The 18,995-nt window shown below is 61.5% G+C and carries 18 protein-coding genes (1 of these 18 only partly in view); 11 read left to right on the top strand and 7 right to left on the bottom strand.

Annotated elements, in window-relative coordinates; translation table 11 throughout:
* Positions 1-222, bottom strand: partial view of an ATP-binding protein gene (locus DQ393_RS01830; RefSeq protein WP_112340114.1) — the start only. Its footprint begins 1,131 nt before the window's first position; only the first 222 of its 1,353 coding nucleotides appear in the window; it begins with the start codon at positions 220-222; its stop codon lies beyond the left edge, outside the window.
* Positions 223-225: 3 nt separating this feature from the next.
* Positions 226-945, bottom strand: a complete 720-nt coding sequence (locus DQ393_RS01825) for a response regulator (RefSeq protein ID WP_112340113.1) — start codon at positions 943-945, stop codon at positions 226-228.
* A gap of 360 nt (positions 946-1,305) precedes the next feature.
* Here DQ393_RS01825 and DQ393_RS01820 point away from each other — a divergent pair, with 360 nt between their 5' ends.
* The 4 genes from DQ393_RS01820 to DQ393_RS01805 all read left to right on the top strand — a co-directional run bounded on the left by DQ393_RS01820 (position 1,306) and on the right by DQ393_RS01805 (position 5,696).
* The gene (locus tag DQ393_RS01820; RefSeq protein WP_112340121.1) at positions 1,306-2,106 is read left to right on the top strand and encodes a pseudouridine synthase; all 801 of its coding nucleotides are present in this window, start codon (positions 1,306-1,308) and stop codon (positions 2,104-2,106) included.
* Positions 2,107-2,119: 13 nt separating this feature from the next.
* On the top strand, positions 2,120-2,803 hold the full coding sequence (locus DQ393_RS01815; RefSeq protein ID WP_112340112.1) for a phosphoribosyltransferase: 684 nt from the start codon (positions 2,120-2,122) through the stop codon (positions 2,801-2,803).
* Between the two features lie 144 nt (positions 2,804-2,947).
* Positions 2,948-3,892, top strand: a complete 945-nt coding sequence (locus DQ393_RS01810; RefSeq protein WP_112340120.1) for a phosphoribosylaminoimidazolesuccinocarboxamide synthase — start codon at positions 2,948-2,950, stop codon at positions 3,890-3,892.
* A gap of 352 nt (positions 3,893-4,244) precedes the next feature.
* On the top strand, positions 4,245-5,696 hold the full coding sequence (locus tag DQ393_RS01805) for an efflux transporter outer membrane subunit (protein WP_112340111.1): 1,452 nt from the start codon (positions 4,245-4,247) through the stop codon (positions 5,694-5,696).
* A gap of 205 nt (positions 5,697-5,901) precedes the next feature.
* Here DQ393_RS01805 and DQ393_RS33150 read toward each other — a convergent pair whose 3' ends face one another.
* Positions 5,902-6,231 carry a hypothetical protein gene (locus DQ393_RS33150; protein WP_146758956.1) on the bottom strand — a complete coding sequence of 110 codons (330 nt, stop codon included), beginning with the start codon at positions 6,229-6,231 and terminating at the stop codon, positions 5,902-5,904.
* 170 nt (positions 6,232-6,401) lie between these two features.
* On the opposite strand from DQ393_RS33150, the gene DQ393_RS01800 reads away from it, so the two are divergent.
* Positions 6,402-7,247 carry an SH3 domain-containing protein gene (locus DQ393_RS01800; protein WP_112340110.1) on the top strand — a complete coding sequence of 282 codons (846 nt, stop codon included), beginning with the start codon at positions 6,402-6,404 and terminating at the stop codon, positions 7,245-7,247.
* Between the two features lie 206 nt (positions 7,248-7,453).
* Here DQ393_RS01800 and DQ393_RS01795 read toward each other — a convergent pair whose 3' ends face one another.
* The 3 genes from DQ393_RS01795 to DQ393_RS01790 form a co-directional block, all read right to left on the bottom strand.
* On the bottom strand, positions 7,454-7,696 hold the full coding sequence (locus DQ393_RS01795; protein WP_112340109.1) for a DUF982 domain-containing protein: 243 nt from the start codon (positions 7,694-7,696) through the stop codon (positions 7,454-7,456).
* A 231-nt stretch (positions 7,697-7,927) separates the two neighbouring features.
* Entirely contained in the window at positions 7,928-8,050 is a 123-nt protein-coding gene (locus tag DQ393_RS34055) for a hypothetical protein (protein ID WP_257714005.1), read from the bottom strand.
* A gap of 107 nt (positions 8,051-8,157) precedes the next feature.
* Positions 8,158-8,346 carry a hypothetical protein gene (locus tag DQ393_RS01790; RefSeq protein WP_112340108.1) on the bottom strand — a complete coding sequence of 63 codons (189 nt, stop codon included), beginning with the start codon at positions 8,344-8,346 and terminating at the stop codon, positions 8,158-8,160.
* 346 nt (positions 8,347-8,692) lie between these two features.
* On the opposite strand from DQ393_RS01790, the gene DQ393_RS01785 reads away from it, so the two are divergent.
* The 6 genes from DQ393_RS01785 to DQ393_RS01760 all read left to right on the top strand — a co-directional run bounded on the left by DQ393_RS01785 (position 8,693) and on the right by DQ393_RS01760 (position 17,450).
* On the top strand, positions 8,693-11,101 hold the full coding sequence (locus DQ393_RS01785; protein ID WP_112340107.1) for a transglycosylase domain-containing protein: 2,409 nt from the start codon (positions 8,693-8,695) through the stop codon (positions 11,099-11,101).
* A 443-nt stretch (positions 11,102-11,544) separates the two neighbouring features.
* A complete protein-coding gene (gene dnaK, locus DQ393_RS01780; RefSeq protein WP_112340106.1) occupies positions 11,545-13,461 on the top strand; it encodes a molecular chaperone DnaK in 1,917 nt (638 codons plus the stop codon).
* 82 nt (positions 13,462-13,543) lie between these two features.
* Positions 13,544-14,689: a molecular chaperone DnaJ gene (gene dnaJ / locus DQ393_RS01775; RefSeq protein ID WP_112340105.1), complete on the top strand. Its 1,146-nt coding sequence runs from the start codon at positions 13,544-13,546 to the stop codon at positions 14,687-14,689.
* A gap of 350 nt (positions 14,690-15,039) precedes the next feature.
* Complete coding sequence (recF, locus tag DQ393_RS01770; RefSeq protein WP_112340104.1) at positions 15,040-16,167, top strand: DNA replication/repair protein RecF; 1,128 nt, start codon at positions 15,040-15,042, stop codon at positions 16,165-16,167.
* 36 nt (positions 16,168-16,203) lie between these two features.
* On the top strand, positions 16,204-16,974 hold the full coding sequence (locus DQ393_RS01765; RefSeq protein WP_112340103.1) for a molybdopterin-synthase adenylyltransferase MoeB: 771 nt from the start codon (positions 16,204-16,206) through the stop codon (positions 16,972-16,974).
* 5 nt (positions 16,975-16,979) lie between these two features.
* Positions 16,980-17,450: a GNAT family N-acetyltransferase gene (locus DQ393_RS01760; protein WP_181592269.1), complete on the top strand. Its 471-nt coding sequence runs from the start codon at positions 16,980-16,982 to the stop codon at positions 17,448-17,450.
* A gap of 157 nt (positions 17,451-17,607) precedes the next feature.
* On the opposite strand, the gene murA is transcribed toward DQ393_RS01760, so the two are convergent.
* Complete coding sequence (gene murA, locus DQ393_RS01755) at positions 17,608-18,954, bottom strand: UDP-N-acetylglucosamine 1-carboxyvinyltransferase (protein WP_112340101.1); 1,347 nt, start codon at positions 18,952-18,954, stop codon at positions 17,608-17,610.
* Between the last annotated feature and the right edge of the window lie 41 nt (positions 18,955-18,995).

Raw genomic sequence — 18,995 nt, 5'->3', positions numbered from 1 at the left:
CAGACCATTGGCATTCAGCGCCCGCACGGCCATCGGCTGCGTCTCGGGCGGGACGGCATCGAGAAGGCGGACCGCCGTCTTGACCCGCATGGCCGGCGACAGCTCCGGATTGAACGACGTATCCGGCTTCAGCTGGGCGGCGGCGAAAGCCGCGAGCTGTATGACGAACAATGCCACGGCGACGATCATGATGATGCGGGCGACGAGACCGAGTTTCAGCATGGCTCAGACATCCTTCACGTCCGTGGTAAGAAGATAGCCGGCATTGCGCACGGTGGTGATGATATGGGCGCCATCGGGCAGGCAGTGCCCGAGCTTGGTGCGCAGGCGGGAGACCGTGACGTCGATGGTGCGATCGAAGGGGTCGGCGCCGCGGCCGCGTGTCCAGTCGAGCAATTGTTCGCGCGACAGGACGCGCCGTGGCCGCTCGAGGAAGCAGACAAGCAGATCGAACTCCGCCGTCGTCAGATGCACGACGCGTTCGCCGTCCATTTCGATGACGCGGCCGTCGAGATCGACGGTCAAGCCGGCGAAACACTTACGGCGTGACGGGATGCTGGCGTCTTCCGGCCGTTCCGGCCCGGATCGCCGAAGGATGGCGCGGATGCGCGCCAGAAGCTCGCGCGGATTGAAGGGCTTGCCGAGATAATCATCCGCGCCCATTTCGAGACCGACGATGCGATCGATATCTTCCGTCTTCGCCGTCAACATAAGGATCGGCACTTTGCTGCGCGCGCGGATGCGGCGGCATGCCGACAACCCGTCCTCTCCGGGCAGCATCAGGTCGAGAATGATCAGATCGGGAAAACCCTTGGACAGAACGCGATCCATGACGGCGGCGCTATCGGCCGTCTGCACGGAAAAACCCTCACGGCTCAGGAACTCCTCAAGGAGCGCCCTAATCTCGCGGTCGTCCTCGACCAGAAGAAGCGATGCGGAAACCATGGCCCTTCCATGCGGGGCGAGAGGTCGTTTTGGCAACAGGGAAACGGCCGGCGTTACAAACTGTAACAAATTTCTCCTCTTTTGAAAAACACCAGCAAAAGAAGCAGTGCAGGTTTCCGGGCAAGGGCTATCCCTCCGGAGCGAATGGCGGCAGCCCTGCCGTCTACCCGACCCCATCGCCCGCTCCGGCCCACGACAGGGCTCGCATCCACGAAGTGCGAGCCCTGTTTGCGTTTCAATAGTCTCTTCCCGCACAATGCGGTTTGCGTCCCCGCCGCCGCCATGCGAAAGGATGTCCTTCCCGGGCGCAACGCCCGGCCACGCGATGAAGACAGCAACGATGATCATGAGGCAGAACGGGTGAGCCAGCGGCAATCACCGCAAAGATCCGGCAAGGCGGCGAAGCGCGCCCAGGAGCCCGAAGGCAAGCGCGTGACCTTGCCGCGGGCGCTTTCCAAGCTCGGCTACTGCTCTCGCACCCAGGCGGAGGCGCTGATTACCGCCGGCCGCGTCAGCGTGGATGGCCGGAAGATCGCGGATCCCGCTACCTGGGTCGATCTGGAGCATTCGAAATTCGCGGTCGATGGCAGAGAGATATCAGCGGAAAAGAAGCTCTATTTCATGCTGAACAAGCCACGCGGGCTGGTGACCACCCGCGATGATCCCGAAGGGCGGCCGACGGTCTATGATTGCCTCAAGGAGATCGATGCCCGGCACCTCGCGCCGGTCGGACGGCTGGACAAGGCGAGCGAAGGGCTGCTGCTCTTCACCAATGATACGGTGCTGGCCCAGTCGCTGCTCGATCCCGTCAGCCATGTCGGCAAGGCCTATCACGTGCAGGTCGACCGCATCATGGATCAGGAACAGCTTGCGCGCATGGAGCGCGGCATCGTCGACGATGGCGAGCTTCTGACGGCAAGCTCAGCCCGCCTGCTGCGCAGCGGCGATCGCAACAGCTGGATCGAGGTGGAACTCAAGGAGGGCCGCAACCGACAGATCCGGCGCATGCTGGAGGCGCTCGGTATCGAATGCCTGCGGCTGGTGCGTGTCGCCTTTGGCGATATCGCGCTCGGCGATCTGCCGAAGGGCGGCGTGCGGGCCTTGACCGAGGCCGAAATCCTTGGCCTGCGCCGGCGCGCCGGAATGAAAGTCAACAGATAGAAGGCGGAATGCAATGCAACCCCATGACTTCTGGCAGGAGCTGCATGCGCCGGGCAGCTTCGACCCGATGGAGGAGCGAGCGGATTTTCATGTGGCCGAACTGCCGGACGGACGTCAGTTGCGCCTGCCGATCCGCGTACTCGCGGACGGCGAACACGCGCTGGCGTCGCTCATCATTAATCAGGCGAGCTTTACCGTGCTGGAGGCGCTGGCGGCAGCATTGGCAGCGCGGATCGCGACTCACAATATCGACGTCGTCGCCGGATTGCCGACGCTCGGGCTGACGCTGGCGGCAGCGGTGGCGCGCGCGCTCGGTCATGCGCGCTATGTGCCGCTCGGAACATCGCGCAAGTTCTGGTATCGCGCGGAGTTGTCGGTCCCGCTTTCCTCGATCACCACGCCGAACCAGGAGAAGCGTCTCTATATAGACCCGCGAATGCTGCCGCTGCTGGAAGGAAAGCGAGTGGCGCTGATCGACGATGTCATTTCCAGCGGCGCCTCGATCGTCTCCGGGCTTTCTCTCCTGACGTCCTGCGGCATCGAGCCTGCGGTGATCGGGGCGGCCATGCTGCAATCCGAGCGCTGGCGCGATCGTGTCGATATCGACGGCAAGCAATGGAGCGAGCGGATCGTCGGCGTCTTTTCCACGCCGATCCTCGAGCGAAGCGAAAACGGCTGCTGGCGCCGGCCGAACTAACGGCTTTTGGCCGGCGCGACGAGGCGACCAGCAACGGATTACATATTATATATAGGAAGGCCGTTCCGATTCCGGCCGTGATGCGCTAAGGGTCCGCTCAAGAAGCATCCGTCGGGCGGATGCACGAGCTTGTTGGTGGACACGTTGCGAATTCTCTCCGAAGCCCATTTTCCGGAATTGCCCAACTACTATCGCGGCAAGGTGCGCGAGAATTACGACCTGCCCGACGGCAGCCGCATCATTATCAGCACCGATCGGCTCAGCGCCTTCGACCGCATCCTCACCTGCATTCCCTACAAGGGCCAGGTCCTGACGCAAACCGCGCGCTACTGGTTCGAACAGACGCGCGACATCTGCCCGAACCATGTGATCGACTATCCGGATCCGAATGTCGTCGTCGGCAAGCGACTGAATATTCTCCCGGTCGAAATCGTCGTCCGCGGCTATCTCGCCGGTACGACCGGTACGTCCATCCTGACGCTCTACAAGAAGGGCCAGCGGGAGATGTACGGAATCACGCTGCCTGACGGCATGCGCGACAACCAGATCCTGCCGGAGCCGATCATCACGCCGACGAGCAAGGAATTCGACGGCGGTCACGACGAGCCCCTGACGCCGACTGAAATCGTCGAACACGGGCTTCTGACGCAAGAGCAATGGCAGACGTTGTCTGACTATGCCCTTGCTCTGTTCGCACGAGGGCAGGAAATCGCCCGCAAGCGCGGACTGATCCTCGTCGATACGAAATATGAATTCGGGACCGACGAAAACGGAACCATCATCCTCGCCGATGAAATCCATACGCCCGACAGCAGCCGCTATTGGCTGGCCGGCAGCTATCAGGAGCGTTTCGAAAAGGGCATGCGCCCGGAAAGCTTCGACAAGGATTTCGTCCGAGCCTGGGTCACAGAGCGTTGCGATCCCTACAAGGATGAGATTCCCGAAATCCCGGGCGAGCTCGTCGAAGAGACGTCCAAGGTCTATATCCGCGCCTTCGAAGCGATTACAGGCACCCCTTTCGTGCCTGACGATCGCGGTGCAACACCGCGTGACCGGGTTCGCGCAAGCCTCGCCCGCTATTTCCCTTAAAGCGACGGTCTGGACCATCGTTCAGCTGAATCGGTATGCCGAAACTTCGCAGAAGTTGTGGCGTCTATAAGTTTTTGCGCCTCTTACATCCCCTGATTGCGTAGGCAGGGGTATGTTTTTTGCAACACTTCAGATTTTTTTTACCGATAAGCTGATATTTCGCCCGATCACCCATATGTTCGCTGCCGAGAATTCGTAAAAGCCACTGTGCTATTGCAAAACTCGTTGCTAGATTGACGCCGACCGCTTCGGGTCATTGTTTGTACTGCGTAAGACTGGAGCACCGGTACCTGGAGTCATGTTGACTCCGTTAAAGACACTGATCATGTAAATTGAATTGTGGGACAATGTGATGGTTTCCATTCGTACTGCCGCCCCCGCCCTGCTGCTTGTTTTGGCAGGCTGCGTCAGCGGCCCAGACCATAAGCCACCGGAAATGCCTCTCCCGGCCAAATTCTCGGAGGGCGGTACGAAGGCGAACGGCGATATCGCCGGCTCGCAATGGTGGACCGCTTTCGGCGATTCCAAGCTGAATGCCTTCGCCGCACAGGGACTTGCCCAGAACCTCAACATCCAGCAGTCGCTGGAACGCATCAACCAGGCTGAAGCGGCGGTCGTGACCGCAGGTGCTGGCGGCCTGCCGAGCCTGACGGTTGCCGGCGACCACACGACCAGCGGCCAGAAGGGCTCGCTGCGCACGCAGACCGAAACGCGAAACAGCACCGGCGGCACCGCCTCGGTTTCGTGGCTGCTCGATCTCTGGGGCCAGTATCGCCGCGCAACGGAAAGCGCCAACGCCTCGCTCGATGCCGCCTATTCCAACGTCGATACCGCACGCCTCACCTATCTGCAGGACCTAGCCACCAGCTATGTCAATGCCCGCTACTATCAGGCGCTGGTGGCGATCGCCCGCGAAAACCTGAAGTCCCGGCGCGACACGCTTTCGCTGACCAAGTTCCAGCTCGAAGCCGGCGCTGCCTCGCGCCTCGACGTCGTCCAGGCCGAAGGTCTCGTCAACTCGACACTGTCGACGATTCCCGGCTTCGAGATCAGCTACCGCCAGGCGGTGCATCACATCGCAACGCTGCTCAACGTGCCTTCGTCTACGATCATCGCGCAGATGCAGGGCGGCGGCAGCCAGCCGGTATTCCGCGGCAGCGTCCGCACCGGCGTCCCGGCCGATCTCATCCGCAACCGTCCTGACATTCGCGCCGCCGAGCGGAACCTTGCCGCCGCGACCGCCCAGATCGGCGTTGCGGAAGCAAAGCTCTTCCCGTCGATCACGCTCAGCGGTGCGATCTCGCCGTCCTATATCCATAGCCCGTCCGCAAGCGGCAGCCTCACCAGTTGGTCGTTCGGCCCGGCGCTGAACCTGCCGATCTTCGACGGCGGCACCCTGCGCGCCGGTGTCAAGAGCGCGGAATCGTCCAGCCGCGAACAATACATCGTCTGGCAGCAGACGGTGAGAACCGCGATCCAGGACGTTGAAAACGCCCTATCGGCGGTGACCCGCGATGCGCAGACGGTTGCGGCCCTGCACGCTCAGGTCAAGTCCTACCAGGAAGCCCTGCAGCTCTCGACCGCCAGCTATAAGGATGGCGCGTCTTCGCTGCTCGACGTTCTGGACGCCCAGCGCAACGTGACCAGCGCTCAGCAGAGCCTTGCTCAGGCGGTTCAGCAGAGCGCCATCGACTATATCTCGCTGAACGTCGCGATCGGTGCCGGCTACGTGCCAGCTGGCAAAGCAACCGTGGCCGCGGCTCCGGCCAAGGTCGTCAAGGTCGCTGCCAAGAAGGCGAACTGACAAGGTCGCCCGGTCCGCCAGGCACTTTGCTTGAACTGAAAAGCCTAAAGCGAAAACCGCCGCGTTCCCCGTGGCGGTTTTTCTTTTGATGCCGAAGAGATGAAGGAGCTTCCGTGCTGAAACTGAAAATGGCGCGCTCCGCTTGCGCAAGAGCACGCCATCGCAAAAACAAAAAGGCCGGAATAACCCGGCCTTTCGCCATCCGCTATCGCATCAGTGCCAGTACATCCGTGGTCAAAGGCAATGCGGAACTGCAGCCAGATTGATCATGAAAGGTTAACCAAAGGTCAACTTCTCTTCCAAAACCATGATGAACGAAAACGGCTCGCTTTGAAGCGCGCCAGCCGCCCTCGGCTGCATGACTGAGGTCTATATCGGCGGGCAAGGTGGCAATTTCAAGGCCGTCATCCGAAATTCTCCGACCGATCTCTCCACTGACGGCCGCCAGTGACGCCACACTCTTCAGCCACAACCGGGCCATCGCAACGAATCCAGCAGATTTTCCGGCCACCGCAAGCCATCGTTCAAGCTGCATTCATGCGAATGCCTCTAAAACACATGTAAAGATTGAAGGCTTACCATGGAATCCTATCCGATTCCGTGCATGGGGCGACCTTTATCTTGCCGGCGCCGGGGTAGGCGCATGAGATGCGGAAGACATTCGTTGGCGGTTTCGCGACAACGGTGCGCAAAGGGAGAGTATTCATGAGGTTCAAGGTTCTTGCCGCAAGCTTGCTGGCCGCATTCATTGCGCTGCCGGCCGTTGCGGAAGCCGCGGAGGGCTTTGCCACCGCAAACGTCAACATGCGGTCAGGTCCGAGCACGGCCTATCCGGCGGTGACGATGATTCCCGTCGGAGCGCCGCTGCAGATCAACGGCTGCCTCAACGAGACGCCTTGGTGCGATGTCTCGTTCTACGGCGGTCGCGGATGGGTGGCTGGCCGCTACATCCAGGCCACCTATCAATCACGCCGCATCTATGTCGGCCCGCAATATTATCGGCCGCTCGGCATTCCGACGGTGGTTTTCAACTTCGATGATTACTGGGGTCGCTACTATCGCGGCCGCGATTTCTATCGTGACCGTGACCGCTGGCGGCGTGGCCCCGGCTGGGTCGATCGTCGGCCCGACCGTGGCTGGGATCGCGGATCGGACTGGGATAACGGCCCGGACCGCAATTGGGACCGCCGTCCCTACCGCAATCGCGATTGGGACGATGATTCGGATCGCAACTGGGACCGTCGCCCCGATCGCGACTGGGATCGGCAGCGCGACGACAATCGTAACTGGGGCCGTCAGCGGCCGGACAACAACCAGGACTGGGATAACCGGTCGGACCGCCCGCGCGACAACAACCGCCCCCGCCCGGAACCCCAGCGTCAGTCGCCTCAGGCTCAGCCGCAGGCACAACCTCAGCCGCAGCCGCAGCCGCAGCCGCAGAACAATCCACGACAGGAGACGCGTACGCCAGGCCCTTATAGCCCGGATCACAAGGACTGCCCGGCCTCGGAACCGAATTGCCGGATGTCCGTAAGGGGTTCAAACCGCTGAGCAATTCCCTGAAAAGCTGAACCGTTCTAGCGGCGCCTTCCGGAGTCCGCAAAATCAAAGCCAGCGATCTTGGAGATCGCTGGCTTTTTGATGCGCTATTTATCGAGAAGCGGCACTCAAGCGGAAATAATATCTTGAACGAGATCTCTTGCGCGCCTCCAGCGGCTCGCAGGGATCGAACGAACGGCTTGAAAATGCCGAGCGGTTCAGTGCATCTTCAGGTGCGCTTCACGCGTCGCCGAGATGAACATTTCCCGCGCCTCTTCGGCAGACTTACGACCGTCGATGGCTGCCCGGCAAAGGCTTCTTGCTGCAACATACAAAGGACCGCGCCGATCGGGCCACAGGTTGGCCATGCAATTCAATGCATCGGAAGGACCGGTCACTAGCTGGAAACTACCATGAGCAAAACCGACTTCAATGGGATTGCTCCATTTGACGTGCCGCATGAATACTCCTCCTCACGCGCTACCAATTGCTTGGAACCGTCCTCCACGACGGCCGCACCGTACTATAACCCCGATCAGAACTTTCGAAAATATGAAAGATTTCGAGCTTGCCGCGACATGTCGGGTCGATGTGATCGGGCGAATACGGCCCGGATGATGCCGGGACGACGTGAATGCGATGAACTTCCAAACCTTGACTTAGAGAAGGGTTGGAGGTGCATCGCATGCGATTTACTTCTCACGGGCGATGCGCCTTGCCTCGTCCGGCGAAAAACCTGCCCGGCGGGCAAGGCGTTCCAAGCCGAATATCCGGTCGATCTGATCGACTAGCCATAGTTCGAAACGTTTCCACATTGACGCAACCTCCTCCACTGCCGACCTTCGGTCGTAGCGGCCCACGATGTCTATCGCGTCATTTCCATCGCGCGCTCTCTATCGCGCTTGGCCTGCCAAATTTCCTTTCAGCGAAATTGCGGCGGCCTCTGCGCGTTTGAGAGCAGCTCCTGCTTTGTCGCAAAGTCGCCAAACAGCTTCTTCAGCCGGGCTTCCTCCTCTTTGCAAAGCCGGTGGCGGCGGGCAAAATCCTCGACGCTCCAGACCTCCCGCAATCTGCTCCTGTCGACTTCCTCCACCTTGATCAATGAACTCATGGGCTCGCCCTCTTTGTTGTTGTGCTCTGTTAATGTCCGAAGGGGCGAAAAGTTCCCTCTGCAGCCCGCCAGCAGGGAGCTGGAGCGATCTGGCGGTACGGGTCGGAATTGTTCTTAATTCCTCCTTAAATCGCCGCATTTACAGTTCAGGCGGGACTTGATGTCTTCACGAGGGCTCGTGAACAAATGGCGGTAGCCGCCTTGGCAGCCATATCGGCTCTCGGGCGACCGGCCCGCTTGAAGACGGCCGAACGGTCGCAAAGATTTCTACCGCCGCTGTGATCAGCCTGATAGAAGACATAGGAACACTGGGGAATACTGGACACCGAGGTACAACCGGCCCGCAATGGCAGATAAGAAGAAATCACGCCAGAGGATAGAACCATCCTTTTCCAGCGGTCGGGAACGCATCGATGACGGATTCAATGCCGGCGAGCGCATCGTCGGCAGCAGGCGCTCGGCCAATACATATTCGTCTTCTTCCAAAACATACTACGACGAGCCGGAACTCGACGACGACGAGGATGAAGACGACAAGGATGAGCCCGTGGTCGAAAAACCTCGCCGCACCCGGGCCCGCAGCCGGCGCAAACCGGCGCGGCGCGCCCGCCCGCGGCGCGGCTTTTTCGGCTTCATCCGCTCCACGATCTATTGGGGCCTAGTGCTCTGCCTCTGGGCCGGCATCGGCCTTGCAGGCCTTGTCGCCTATTACGGCTCGCGCATGCCAAGCGCCAGCACCTGGTCGATCCCCGAGCGCCCGCCGAACGTAAAGATCAATGATCTCGACGGCACCTTGCTCGCCAATCGCGGTACGACAGGCGGCGAAGCCGTGGCGCTTGGCGACATGTCGCCCTATATACCGGAGGCGATCGTCGCCATCGAGGACCGCCGCTTCTATTCCCATTTCGGCTTTGACCCGATCGGCCTTGGCCGCGCCGTCGTGACGAACGTCCTGACCGGACACGCCGTTCAGGGCGGCTCGACGCTCACGCAGCAGCTCGCCAAGAACCTGTTCCTCTCGCCGGACCGCACGCTGGAGCGCAAGGTGCAGGAAGTGCTGCTGGCGCTGTGGCTGGAGCACAAATACACCAAGGACCAGATCCTGACGATGTACCTGAACCGCGTCTATTTCGGCTCCAACGCCTATGGCGTCGAGGCGGCTTCGCGGCGCTACTTCAACAAGTCGGCCAAGGACGTAAACCTCGGCGAGGCGGCCATGCTCGCCGGCCTGGTCAAGGCGCCCTCTCGGCTGTCGCCGGCCCGCGATCCGGCTGCCGCCGAGGCCCGCGCGCAGCTGGTGCTACAGGCGATGCATGATCAGGGCTTCATCTCCGAGGCCGACATCAAGACCGCCATGTCGCAGCCGCCGACCCGTTCGAAAAGCTATTGGACAGGTGCCGAGAACTATGTCGCAGACATGGTCATGGACCAGCTTCCGAAGCTGATCGGCGGCGACATCAAGGAAGACCTGATCGTCGACACCACGCTCGATATGTCGCTTGAGGAGAAGGCCGAGAAGGCGCTGGAAGACGTGCTTGCCAAGGACGGCAAGAAGCTGAGTGCCTCGCAGGCCTCGCTCGTCTCCGTCGATGCGACGGGCGCCATCCGCGCGCTCGTCGGCGGCCGCGACTATGCGCAGAGCCAGTTCAACCGCGCCGTCACCGCCAAGCGCCAGCCGGGTTCCGCCTTCAAGCCGTTCGTCTATACCGCCGCACTGGAAGCAGGGCTGACACCCAATTCGATCCGCAACGACATGCCGGTGAAAATCGGCAATTGGGCGCCCGAGAACTACGAACAGCGCTATAGCGGTCCCGTGACGCTCGCCACTGCAGTGGCCCAATCGCTGAACACTGTTGCGGCCCAGCTCGTCGCCGAGATCGGGCCGGATCAGGTCATCAAGGTCGCCCGCAGGCTCGGCATCGAATCAGACCTGCAGGCCAATGCTTCGATTGCGCTTGGTACGTCCGAAGTGTCGCTGCTGGAGCTGACTTCCGCCTATGCCACGTTCATGAACGGCGGCTTCAAGGTGGCGCCGCATGTCATCACCAAGGTGACAACCGCTTCCGGCAAGGTGCTCTACCAAGCCAATACCGACAATCCTGAGCGGGTGCTGAACCCGGATATCGTTGCCAACATGAACGCCATGATGGCCGGCGTCATCGCCTACGGCACCGGCAAGGCGGCCCGCATTCCCGGCTGGCAGGCGGCCGGCAAGTCGGGAACGACGCAATCCTTCCGCGACGCGCTTTTCGTCGGCTTCACCAGCCATCTGACGACAGGCGTCTGGTTCGGCAATGACGACGGCAAGTCGATGCGCAAGGTCACCGGCGGTGGGCTGCCGGCCAAGGCATGGAAGGAGTTCATGGTCGCCGCCCACAAGGGCATTACGCCGACGCCGATCTTCGGCGGCGGCCAGATCATCGACAACGGCCCGCCAATGGCGCAGGCGCCGAATGGCGACCAGCCGACGACGATCGGCAATATCATCTCGGGCGCCGCCGATGACGGACAGGTCGTGCAGCAACCGACACTGCGGCAGAGACCGATCCAGCCCCAGATCGTCAACCAGACCGCGATCAATGACGACCCGCAGGACCTGCCGCCGGCGAACCTTGCCGACGACACCAATCCCTACAGCTCCTACTCTTATGACAGCGGCGATATACCGCCGGCGGACATCGGCGACAGCGGCGCTCCGGTCGCAACGGCGCGGCCGCATCGCTCCTCGCTGCTCGACGTCATCCTGGGCCGATAAAATCGCAATTTTTGTGCCCACAGCGCTGCGCGTCATATATGGCGCGGTAGAGCGGGATGCCGAAAAGTGTGAGCAGTTTTCGGGGCGACATCCCGCCCTAACTTTTTGATTTAGAGCTGCCGCATGATTTTATGCCTAAATCGATCCCGATTTAAGGAATTACGCAGGAGACGCTTGCATGGCCGCGGCAAGGCTGCTCTGATGCGCGGTCGCGTCAAATCCACGTGTCCTCGGCGCACATGGGGTCAGGTGGAATTTGCGCGACAAACCATTTGTTTTGCTGGATTTCGGGCAATTTCCTGCCTTGCAGTCAGTAAAACCGCTACTTATATACGCGGCATCACCGCAGTCATGGCTGCGCAATCCTCAAGACCATCCCGTAAGGGGCTGTCAATGGAATGCCTGACAGGGGTTCCGACAGCTTGCTTCAAGGAGAGAATGACATGGCAAAAGTAATTGGTATCGACCTTGGAACGACAAATTCCTGCGTCGCCGTCATGGACGGTAAGGACGCGAAAGTGATCGAAAATGCCGAAGGCGCCCGGACCACCCCCTCCATGGTTGCCTTCACCGACGATGGTGAACGTCTCGTCGGCCAGCCGGCCAAGCGCCAGGCTGTCACCAACCCCACGAATACCCTCTTCGCTGTCAAGCGCCTCATCGGCCGCCGCTACGAAGATCCGACCGTCGAGAAGGACAAGCACCTTGTTCCCTTCAACATCGTTCGGGGCGACAATGGCGACGCCTGGGTCGAAGCCAACGGCAAGGGCTATTCGCCCGCACAGATTTCCGCAATGATCCTTCAGAAGATGAAGGAAACCGCCGAATCCTACCTCGGCGAAAAGGTCGACAAGGCCGTTATCACCGTTCCCGCATACTTCAACGACGCTCAGCGCCAGGCAACCAAGGACGCCGGCAAGATCGCCGGTCTCGAAGTCCTGCGCATCATCAACGAGCCGACCGCTGCCGCGCTCGCCTATGGCCTCGACAAAAAGGACGGCAAGACCATCGCCGTATACGACCTTGGCGGCGGCACCTTCGATATCTCCATCCTGGAAATCGGCGACGGCGTCTTCGAAGTGAAGTCGACCAACGGCGACACCTTCCTCGGCGGTGAAGACTTCGACATGCGTCTCGTCGAATACCTCGTCGCCGAGTTCAAGAAGGACAACGGCATCGATCTCAAGGGCGACAAGCTCGCTCTGCAGCGCCTGAAGGAAGCCGCCGAAAAGGCCAAGATCGAACTGTCGTCTTCGCAGCAGACTGAAATCAACCTGCCCTTCATCACGGCAGACGCGACCGGCCCGAAGCACCTGACGCTGAAGCTGACCCGCGCCAAGCTGGAAAGCCTGGTCGACGATCTCGTTCAGCGCACCATCGCTCCGTGCAAGGCAGCGCTCAAGGATGCCGGCGTCACCGCTGCTGAAATCGACGAAGTCGTTCTCGTCGGCGGCATGAGCCGCATGCCGAAGGTACAGGAAGTCGTCAAGCAGCTGTTCGGCAAGGAGCCGCACAAGGGCGTCAACCCGGATGAAGTCGTCGCACTCGGCGCCGCCATCCAGGCCGGCGTTCTGCAGGGCGACGTCAAGGACGTTCTGCTCCTCGACGTGACCCCGCTGTCTCTCGGCATCGAAACGCTGGGCGGCGTCTTCACCCGTCTGATCGAACGCAACACGACGATCCCGACGAAGAAGTCGCAGACCTTCTCGACCGCCGACGACAACCAGTCGGCCGTGACCATCCGCGTTTCGCAGGGCGAGCGCGAAATGGCTGCAGACAACAAGCTGCTCGGCCAGTTCGACCTCGTCGGCCTGCCGCCGGCACCGCGCGGCGTACCGCAGATCGAAGTCACCTTCGATATCGACGCCAACGGCATCGTCCAGGTTTCGGCCAAGGACAAGGGTACCGGCAAGGAACAGCAGATCCGCATCCAGGCTTCCGGCGGCCTTTCCGACGCCGACATCGAGAAGATGGTCAAGGATGCAGAAGCGCATGCTGCCGAAGACAAGAAGCGCCGCGAAGGCGTCGAAGCCAAGAACCAGGCTGAAAGCCTGATCCACTCCAGCGAGAAGTCGCTGAAGGATTACGGCGACAAGGTCACGGAAGCCGATCGCACCGCGATCTCCGACGCGATCGCTGCGCTCAAGACGGCAACCGAAGCTTCCGAGCCGGACGCCGAAGACATCAAGGCCAAGACCCAGACGCTCATGGAAGTTTCCATGAAGCTCGGCCAGGCAATCTATGAGGCCCAGCAGGCGGAAGCTCCTTCGGCCGATGCCTCCGCAGCCGGCAAGGACGATGTCGTCGATGCCGACTACGAGGAAATCAAGGACGAAGACGACCGCAAGCGGTCTGCATAAGCGCGAACCGAAAGGTTCTTGAGGAGACTTGAATCCGGCTGCCTTCGGCAGCCGGAAATCCATTTCCGGGGTCTAATCCTTAATGGCAAAAGCGGATTTTTACGAGACATTGGGCGTCTCAAAAACAGCGGACGAGAAAGAGCTGAAGAGCGCCTTTCGCAAGCTGGCAATGCAATATCATCCGGACAAGAACCCGGACGACAGCAATGCCGAGCGGAAGTTCAAGGAAATCAACGAAGCCTACGAAACGCTCAAGGATCCGCAGAAGCGCGCAGCCTATGACCGCTATGGCCATGCAGCCTTCGAACATGGTGGCATGGGCGGCGGTGGCGGCTTCGGGGCCGGTTTCGGCGGCGGTGGCTTCTCCGATATTTTCGAGGATATTTTCGGCGAGATGATGGGTGGCGGCCGCTCGCGCGGACGTTCCTCCGGCGGCCGCGAACGTGGCGCCGATCTTCGATACAATATGGAAATCTCTCTCGAGGAGGCCTTTACCGGAAAGACCGCACAGATCCGGGTTCCGACGTCGATCACTTGCGATGTCTGTTCCGGCTCGGGCGCCAAGCCCGGCACACAGCCGAAGACCTGCGGCACCTGCCAGGGCTCCGGGCGTGTACGCGCTGCCCAGGGCTTCTTTTCCGTCGAGCGCACCTGCCCGACTTGCCACGGCCGCGGCCAGATCATTCCCGATCCCTGCACCAAGTGTCATGGCCAGGGCCGCGTGACCGAGGAGCGTTCGCTCTCCGTCAATATTCCCTCCGGCATCGAAGACGGCACGCGCATCCGCCTGCAGGGCGAAGGCGAAGCTGGCCTGCGCGGCGGACCGGCGGGCGATCTCTACATCTTCCTCTCCGTCAAGCCGCATGAATTCTTCCAGCGGGACGGCGCCGATCTCTACTGCGCCGTGCCGATCTCGATGACGACGGCGGCTCTCGGCGGCACTTTCGATGTCGCGACCCTCGACGGCACGAAATCGCGTGTCACCGTTCCCGAGGGGACACAGGTCGGCAAGCAGTTCCGCCTGAAGGGCAAGGGCATGCCGGTGCTACGCTCCAGCCAGGTCGGCGATCTCTATATCCAGATCCAGATCGAGACGCCGCAGAAGCTGACAAAGCGCCAGCGCGAGCTGCTGCAGGAGTTCGAGCAGATCTCCTCGAAGGACAACAATCCCGAATCGACGGGCTTCTTCGCCCGCATGAAGGATTTCTTCGATACGTTCAGCGACTGATTCGCGAATCAAAATGTTTCACATGAATCCGGCCGATGATTCGGCCGGATTTTTTATTTGGGCGCGCGAATCAGCCGTCCTCGTGGTTCGAAGGTCGTTTCGCTCCCGCCTCACCATGAGGCTGATCTTTTGCGCCCAGTCGCGATATTCCTCCTTCCAGTTTGAGGGCTCCTTCGGACATCCACCGGATTGCTCCTTTGCGGCCGGGTGCTAGATCCGCTCCACCCTCATCCTGACCCGTCGAAGGACGAGGGTGGCCATGGACGGCGCCATCCCATCGCCTCAATATTCCTTGCACTCCTGCGGGGTTCGGCATACGCCTCGCCCATCGACCCGGAATCCGAAAGACCATGCCAAACAAGGTTTCCATTTCGCGCCTGAAGCTCACCGACTTCCGCAATTATGCGGCAGCGGCGCTGACGTTTGACGGACGGCATGTGGTGCTGACCGGCGACAATGGCGCGGGCAAGACCAATCTCATGGAAGCGGTCTCGCTGCTGTCGCCCGGCCGCGGCCTGCGCCGCGCCGCCTATGCCGATATCACCCGAGTCAATGCGCCGGGTGGCTTTTCCATCTTCGCGGAGCTCGAAGGCATGGATGGCAGCGTCGAAATCGGTACCGGCATCGACACGATGGACGAATCGACCGCTCGTCGGCTCCGAATCAACGGCACGCCGGCCAAGACCGTCGACGAGCTGACAGACCATTTACGCGTACTCTGGCTGACGCCGGCCATGGACGGCCTGTTTACCGGCGGCTCCTCGGAGCGCCGCCGCTTCCTCGATCGACTGGTGCTGTCGCTCGATCCCGCCCATGGCCGCCGGGCCAGCGATTTCGAGCGCGCCATGCGCAGCCGCAACAAGCTGCTGTCCGAAAACCGATTCGATCCATCCTGGCTCGCCGGCATTGAGGAGCAGATGGCGAGCCTCGGCATTGCCATGGCGATCGCGCGGCAGGAAATGCTCGGCCTTCTCTCGCGGCTGATCTCCGAAACGCGCGAGACGACACCTTTTCCCTCGGCGGCGTTGGAGCTCTCCGGCTTCCTGGACGGACAGTTCGACCGGCCGGCCGTCGATCTGGAGGACGCCTATGCCGATATGCTGCGCGAGGGGCGTTACCGCGATGCAGCCGCCGGCCGCACGCTGGACGGGCCGCATCGGGCCGACCTTCTGGTACGGCATTGCGAGAAAGACATGGAGGCGGAGCGCTGCTCGACGGGCGAGCAAAAAGCCTTGCTCGTCGGCCTCATCCTTGCCCATGCGCGCCTTGTCGGCAATCTGACGGGCTATGCGCCGATCCTGCTGCTCGACGAGATCGCGGCGCATCTCGACGAAGGACGGCGTGCAGCCCTCTTCGATCTCATCGACGGGCTCGGCGGCCAGGCTTTCATGACCGGCACCGACAAATCCATGTTCTCGGCTCTCGGCGAGCGAGCGCAATTCTTTACCGTGGCGCATGGCGGCATTACGAAATCCTAGCGCCTCTTCGCCCTCGATTGTGATAGATTCGTATCTATGGATCCTTTGACCTCAGACGAAATCGCCCGCTATCACCGCCATATCCTCCTGCCGGAGGTCGGCGGCGCCGGCCAGCAAAAATTGAAGGCGGCCCGCGTGCTTGTCATCGGTGCCGGCGGTCTTGGTGCGCCGGTGCTGCAATATCTCGCTGCTGCCGGTGTCGGGACACTTGGTATTGCCGACGACGACCGCGTTTCGCTGTCCAACCTGCAGCGGCAGGTGATTCACGACACGGGCACGATCGGCGAGATGAAAACGCAGAGTGCGGCAGACGCCATCGCGCGGCTGAACCCGCATGTGCGCACCATCCGCTTCGAGGAGCGGTTCTGTGCCGCCAGCGCCACCCGGCATCTTGCGGGCTTCGATCTCGTCATCGACGGCTCCGACAATTTCGATACGCGCTATGCGGCTGCCGATGCGACCGAAGCAGCGCGCCTGCCGCTGGTGACCGGTGCAGTCGGCCGATTCGATGGGTCGGTGACGACGCTGAAGCCTTACGAAAGCGACGCGGATGGCAACCTCAATCCGCGCTATCGCGATCTGTTTCCCGCGCCCCCGCCGGAAGGTCTCATTCCGAGTTGCGCGGAAGCTGGCATCATCGGCGCACTGACGGGTGTCATCGGCACGCTAATGGCGATGGAGGCGATCAAGCTCATCACGGGCATCGGCGAGCCGTTGATCGGCCGCCTGCTGCTCTATGACGGGCTTTCCTCGCGCTTCGAAACCGTGCGCTATCGCCGCAAACGTGCCCGGGTTGCTGCCGAATGAGCGATATGACGCTTCGTCGCCTCGATGACGGCTTCGATCGCTGGGATGCGTTGCTGGATCTGATCCTGGCGTCCTTCGCCCATATGAACGGACGCATCGATCCGCCCTCCTCCGCATTCGCGCTGACATCCGAAACGCTGAAAGCGAAGGCACTTAGCGAGATTGCTTATGCGGCACTCGATGGCGAGCAGTTGGTCGGCTGCATTTTCTGCCGGCCGGAGGCGGAAAGCCTTTATGTCGGCAAGCTCGCCGTGCTGCCGACGGCACAGGGTAAAGGTATCGGCAAGCGACTGCTGAGCCTGGCCGAGACAACGGCGCGAGAGCTCGGCCTCAAGGCGTTGCGGCTGGAAACGCGGATTGAGCTGGTCGACAACCATGCTACCTTCGCCGCATGGGGCTTTCAGAAGACGGCCGAAAATCGCCACCCCGGCTTCGATCGGACGACATCGATCGAGATGCGCAAGGCGATTGCCTAAATACCCTTCCTCACGCCGAATGGCGGGGCTGTAGCACATGGCGCGGATGAGCACCGGAAGCTCCTTCTCCCCAGCGGGGAGAAGGTGGCCCGAAGCGTCGGATGAGGGGGTTCTCCGATTTGAATTCACGAATTTTCGTACTTCTGGCAGACACCCCTCATCCGCCTGACGGCACCTTTTCCCCGAGGGGAGAAGGGGTGCGCGGCGGAATTCGTGTAATGCGGGCACCCATGGCGTTCAACCGCTCCTCGATTCGCTCGTAACCACGCTCGATCTGCTGGGCATTGTTGATGACGCTCGTGCCTTCCGCACACATCGCCGCGATCAGCATCGCCATGCCGGCGCGGATATCCGGGCTTTCGAGCTGAGCGGCGCGCAGCTTGGAGGGGCCGGCAACGATGGCGCGATGCGGATCGCACAGCACGATGCGGGCGCCCATGGCGATCAGCTTGTCGACGAAGAACATGCGGCTTTCGAACATTTTCTCGAACATCAGCACGACTCCGTCACATTGCGAGGCGGTGACGATGGCGATCGACATGGTATCGGCCGGAAAGGCCGGCCAGGGCTGATCCTCGATCTTCGGAATATGGCCGCCGAAATCGGGCTGGATCTTCATTTCCTGGCCGGAGCGGATGATCAGATCATCGCCGTCGATCTGGCAGCGGATGCCGAGGCGCTCGAAGGTCATCAGGGTGGAGCGGAGATGCTCGACACCTGCACGGCGGATGGTGATTTCCGAGCCGGTGACCGCGGCAAGGCCGATCAGGGAACCAACCTCATTGTGATCCGGGCCGATGCGATGCGACGCACCGCCGAGGCGCTGGCCACCATGGATGGTCATCATATTGGTGCCGACGCCCTCGATTCGGGCGCCCATGGCAATCAGGAAGCGGGCGAGATCCTGCACATGCGGCTCGGAGGCGCAATTGCGCAGGATCGTCGTCCCCTCGGCAAACACGGCAGCGCAAAGCGCATTTTCCGTCGCCGTCACCGACGGCTCGTCGAGAAAGACGTCGGCGCCGCGTAAGCCCTCCGTGCGGAAGCTGTAGACGCTGTTGACCTCGATCCTGGCGCCGAGCTGTTCCAGCGCCAGGAAATGCGTATCGACACGCCGGCGGCCGATGACGTCGCCGCCGGGTGGCGGCAGCGTGATCTCGCCGCAGCGCGCCAGCATCGGGCCGGCAAGCAGGATGGAGGCGCGGATGCGGGCACAAAGATCGGGATCGAGATTGGCGGGGCGAAGCTCCCGCGCTTCGATTTCGAGCTCGTTGCGGCCGAGCCAACGCACGTTTGCGCCGACCGACTGGATCAGCTCCACCAGCGCTTCGACATCGCGGATGCGCGGCACGTTGCTGAGCTCGACGCGCTGGTCGGTCAAAAGCGACGCGGCGATGATCGGCAACGCGGCATTCTTGTTGCCGCTCGGCTCGATCTCGCCCGACAGCTTGAAGCCGCCCTCAACCACATATTGAATCCGCTCATGCGGCAGCGCCCGCGCCATCGTTTCCGCCCTTCCTGATTTGTATTCGTGGTCACCTCTGG

The sequence above is a fragment of the Martinezella tropici genome, from assembly GCF_003287875.1.
Classification (GTDB): Bacteria; Pseudomonadota; Alphaproteobacteria; order Rhizobiales; family Rhizobiaceae; genus Rhizobium; species Rhizobium tropici_C.
The sequence above is the reverse complement of the archived record's forward strand: the minus strand, read 5'-3'. Positions and strand labels throughout refer to the sequence as shown.

Bases quoted from the DNA above. Each gene is read 5' to 3' on its own strand.
- DQ393_RS01825 (WP_112340113.1), bottom strand. From the start codon at position 945: ATGGTTTCCGCATCGCTTCTTCTGGTCGAGGACGACCGCGAGATTAGG.
- DQ393_RS01815 (WP_112340112.1), top strand. From the start codon at position 2,120: ATGCAACCCCATGACTTCTGGCAGGAGCTGCATGCGCCGGGCAGCTTC.
- DQ393_RS01805 (WP_112340111.1), top strand. From the start codon at position 4,245: ATGGTTTCCATTCGTACTGCCGCCCCCGCCCTGCTGCTTGTTTTGGCA.
- DQ393_RS33150 (WP_146758956.1), bottom strand. From the start codon at position 6,231: ATGCAGCTTGAACGATGGCTTGCGGTGGCCGGAAAATCTGCTGGATTC.
- DQ393_RS01800 (WP_112340110.1), top strand. From the start codon at position 6,402: ATGAGGTTCAAGGTTCTTGCCGCAAGCTTGCTGGCCGCATTCATTGCG.
- DQ393_RS01795 (WP_112340109.1), bottom strand. From the start codon at position 7,696: ATGCGGCACGTCAAATGGAGCAATCCCATTGAAGTCGGTTTTGCTCAT.
- DQ393_RS34055 (WP_257714005.1), bottom strand. From the start codon at position 8,050: ATGTGGAAACGTTTCGAACTATGGCTAGTCGATCAGATCGACCGGATA.
- DQ393_RS01790 (WP_112340108.1), bottom strand. From the start codon at position 8,346: ATGAGTTCATTGATCAAGGTGGAGGAAGTCGACAGGAGCAGATTGCGG.
- DQ393_RS01785 (WP_112340107.1), top strand. From the start codon at position 8,693: ATGGCAGATAAGAAGAAATCACGCCAGAGGATAGAACCATCCTTTTCC.
- dnaK (WP_112340106.1), top strand. From the start codon at position 11,545: ATGGCAAAAGTAATTGGTATCGACCTTGGAACGACAAATTCCTGCGTC.
- dnaJ (WP_112340105.1), top strand. From the start codon at position 13,544: ATGGCAAAAGCGGATTTTTACGAGACATTGGGCGTCTCAAAAACAGCG.
- recF (WP_112340104.1), top strand. From the start codon at position 15,040: ATGCCAAACAAGGTTTCCATTTCGCGCCTGAAGCTCACCGACTTCCGC.
- DQ393_RS01765 (WP_112340103.1), top strand. From the start codon at position 16,204: ATGGATCCTTTGACCTCAGACGAAATCGCCCGCTATCACCGCCATATC.
- DQ393_RS01760 (WP_181592269.1), top strand. From the start codon at position 16,980: ATGACGCTTCGTCGCCTCGATGACGGCTTCGATCGCTGGGATGCGTTG.
- murA (WP_112340101.1), bottom strand. From the start codon at position 18,954: ATGGCGCGGGCGCTGCCGCATGAGCGGATTCAATATGTGGTTGAGGGC.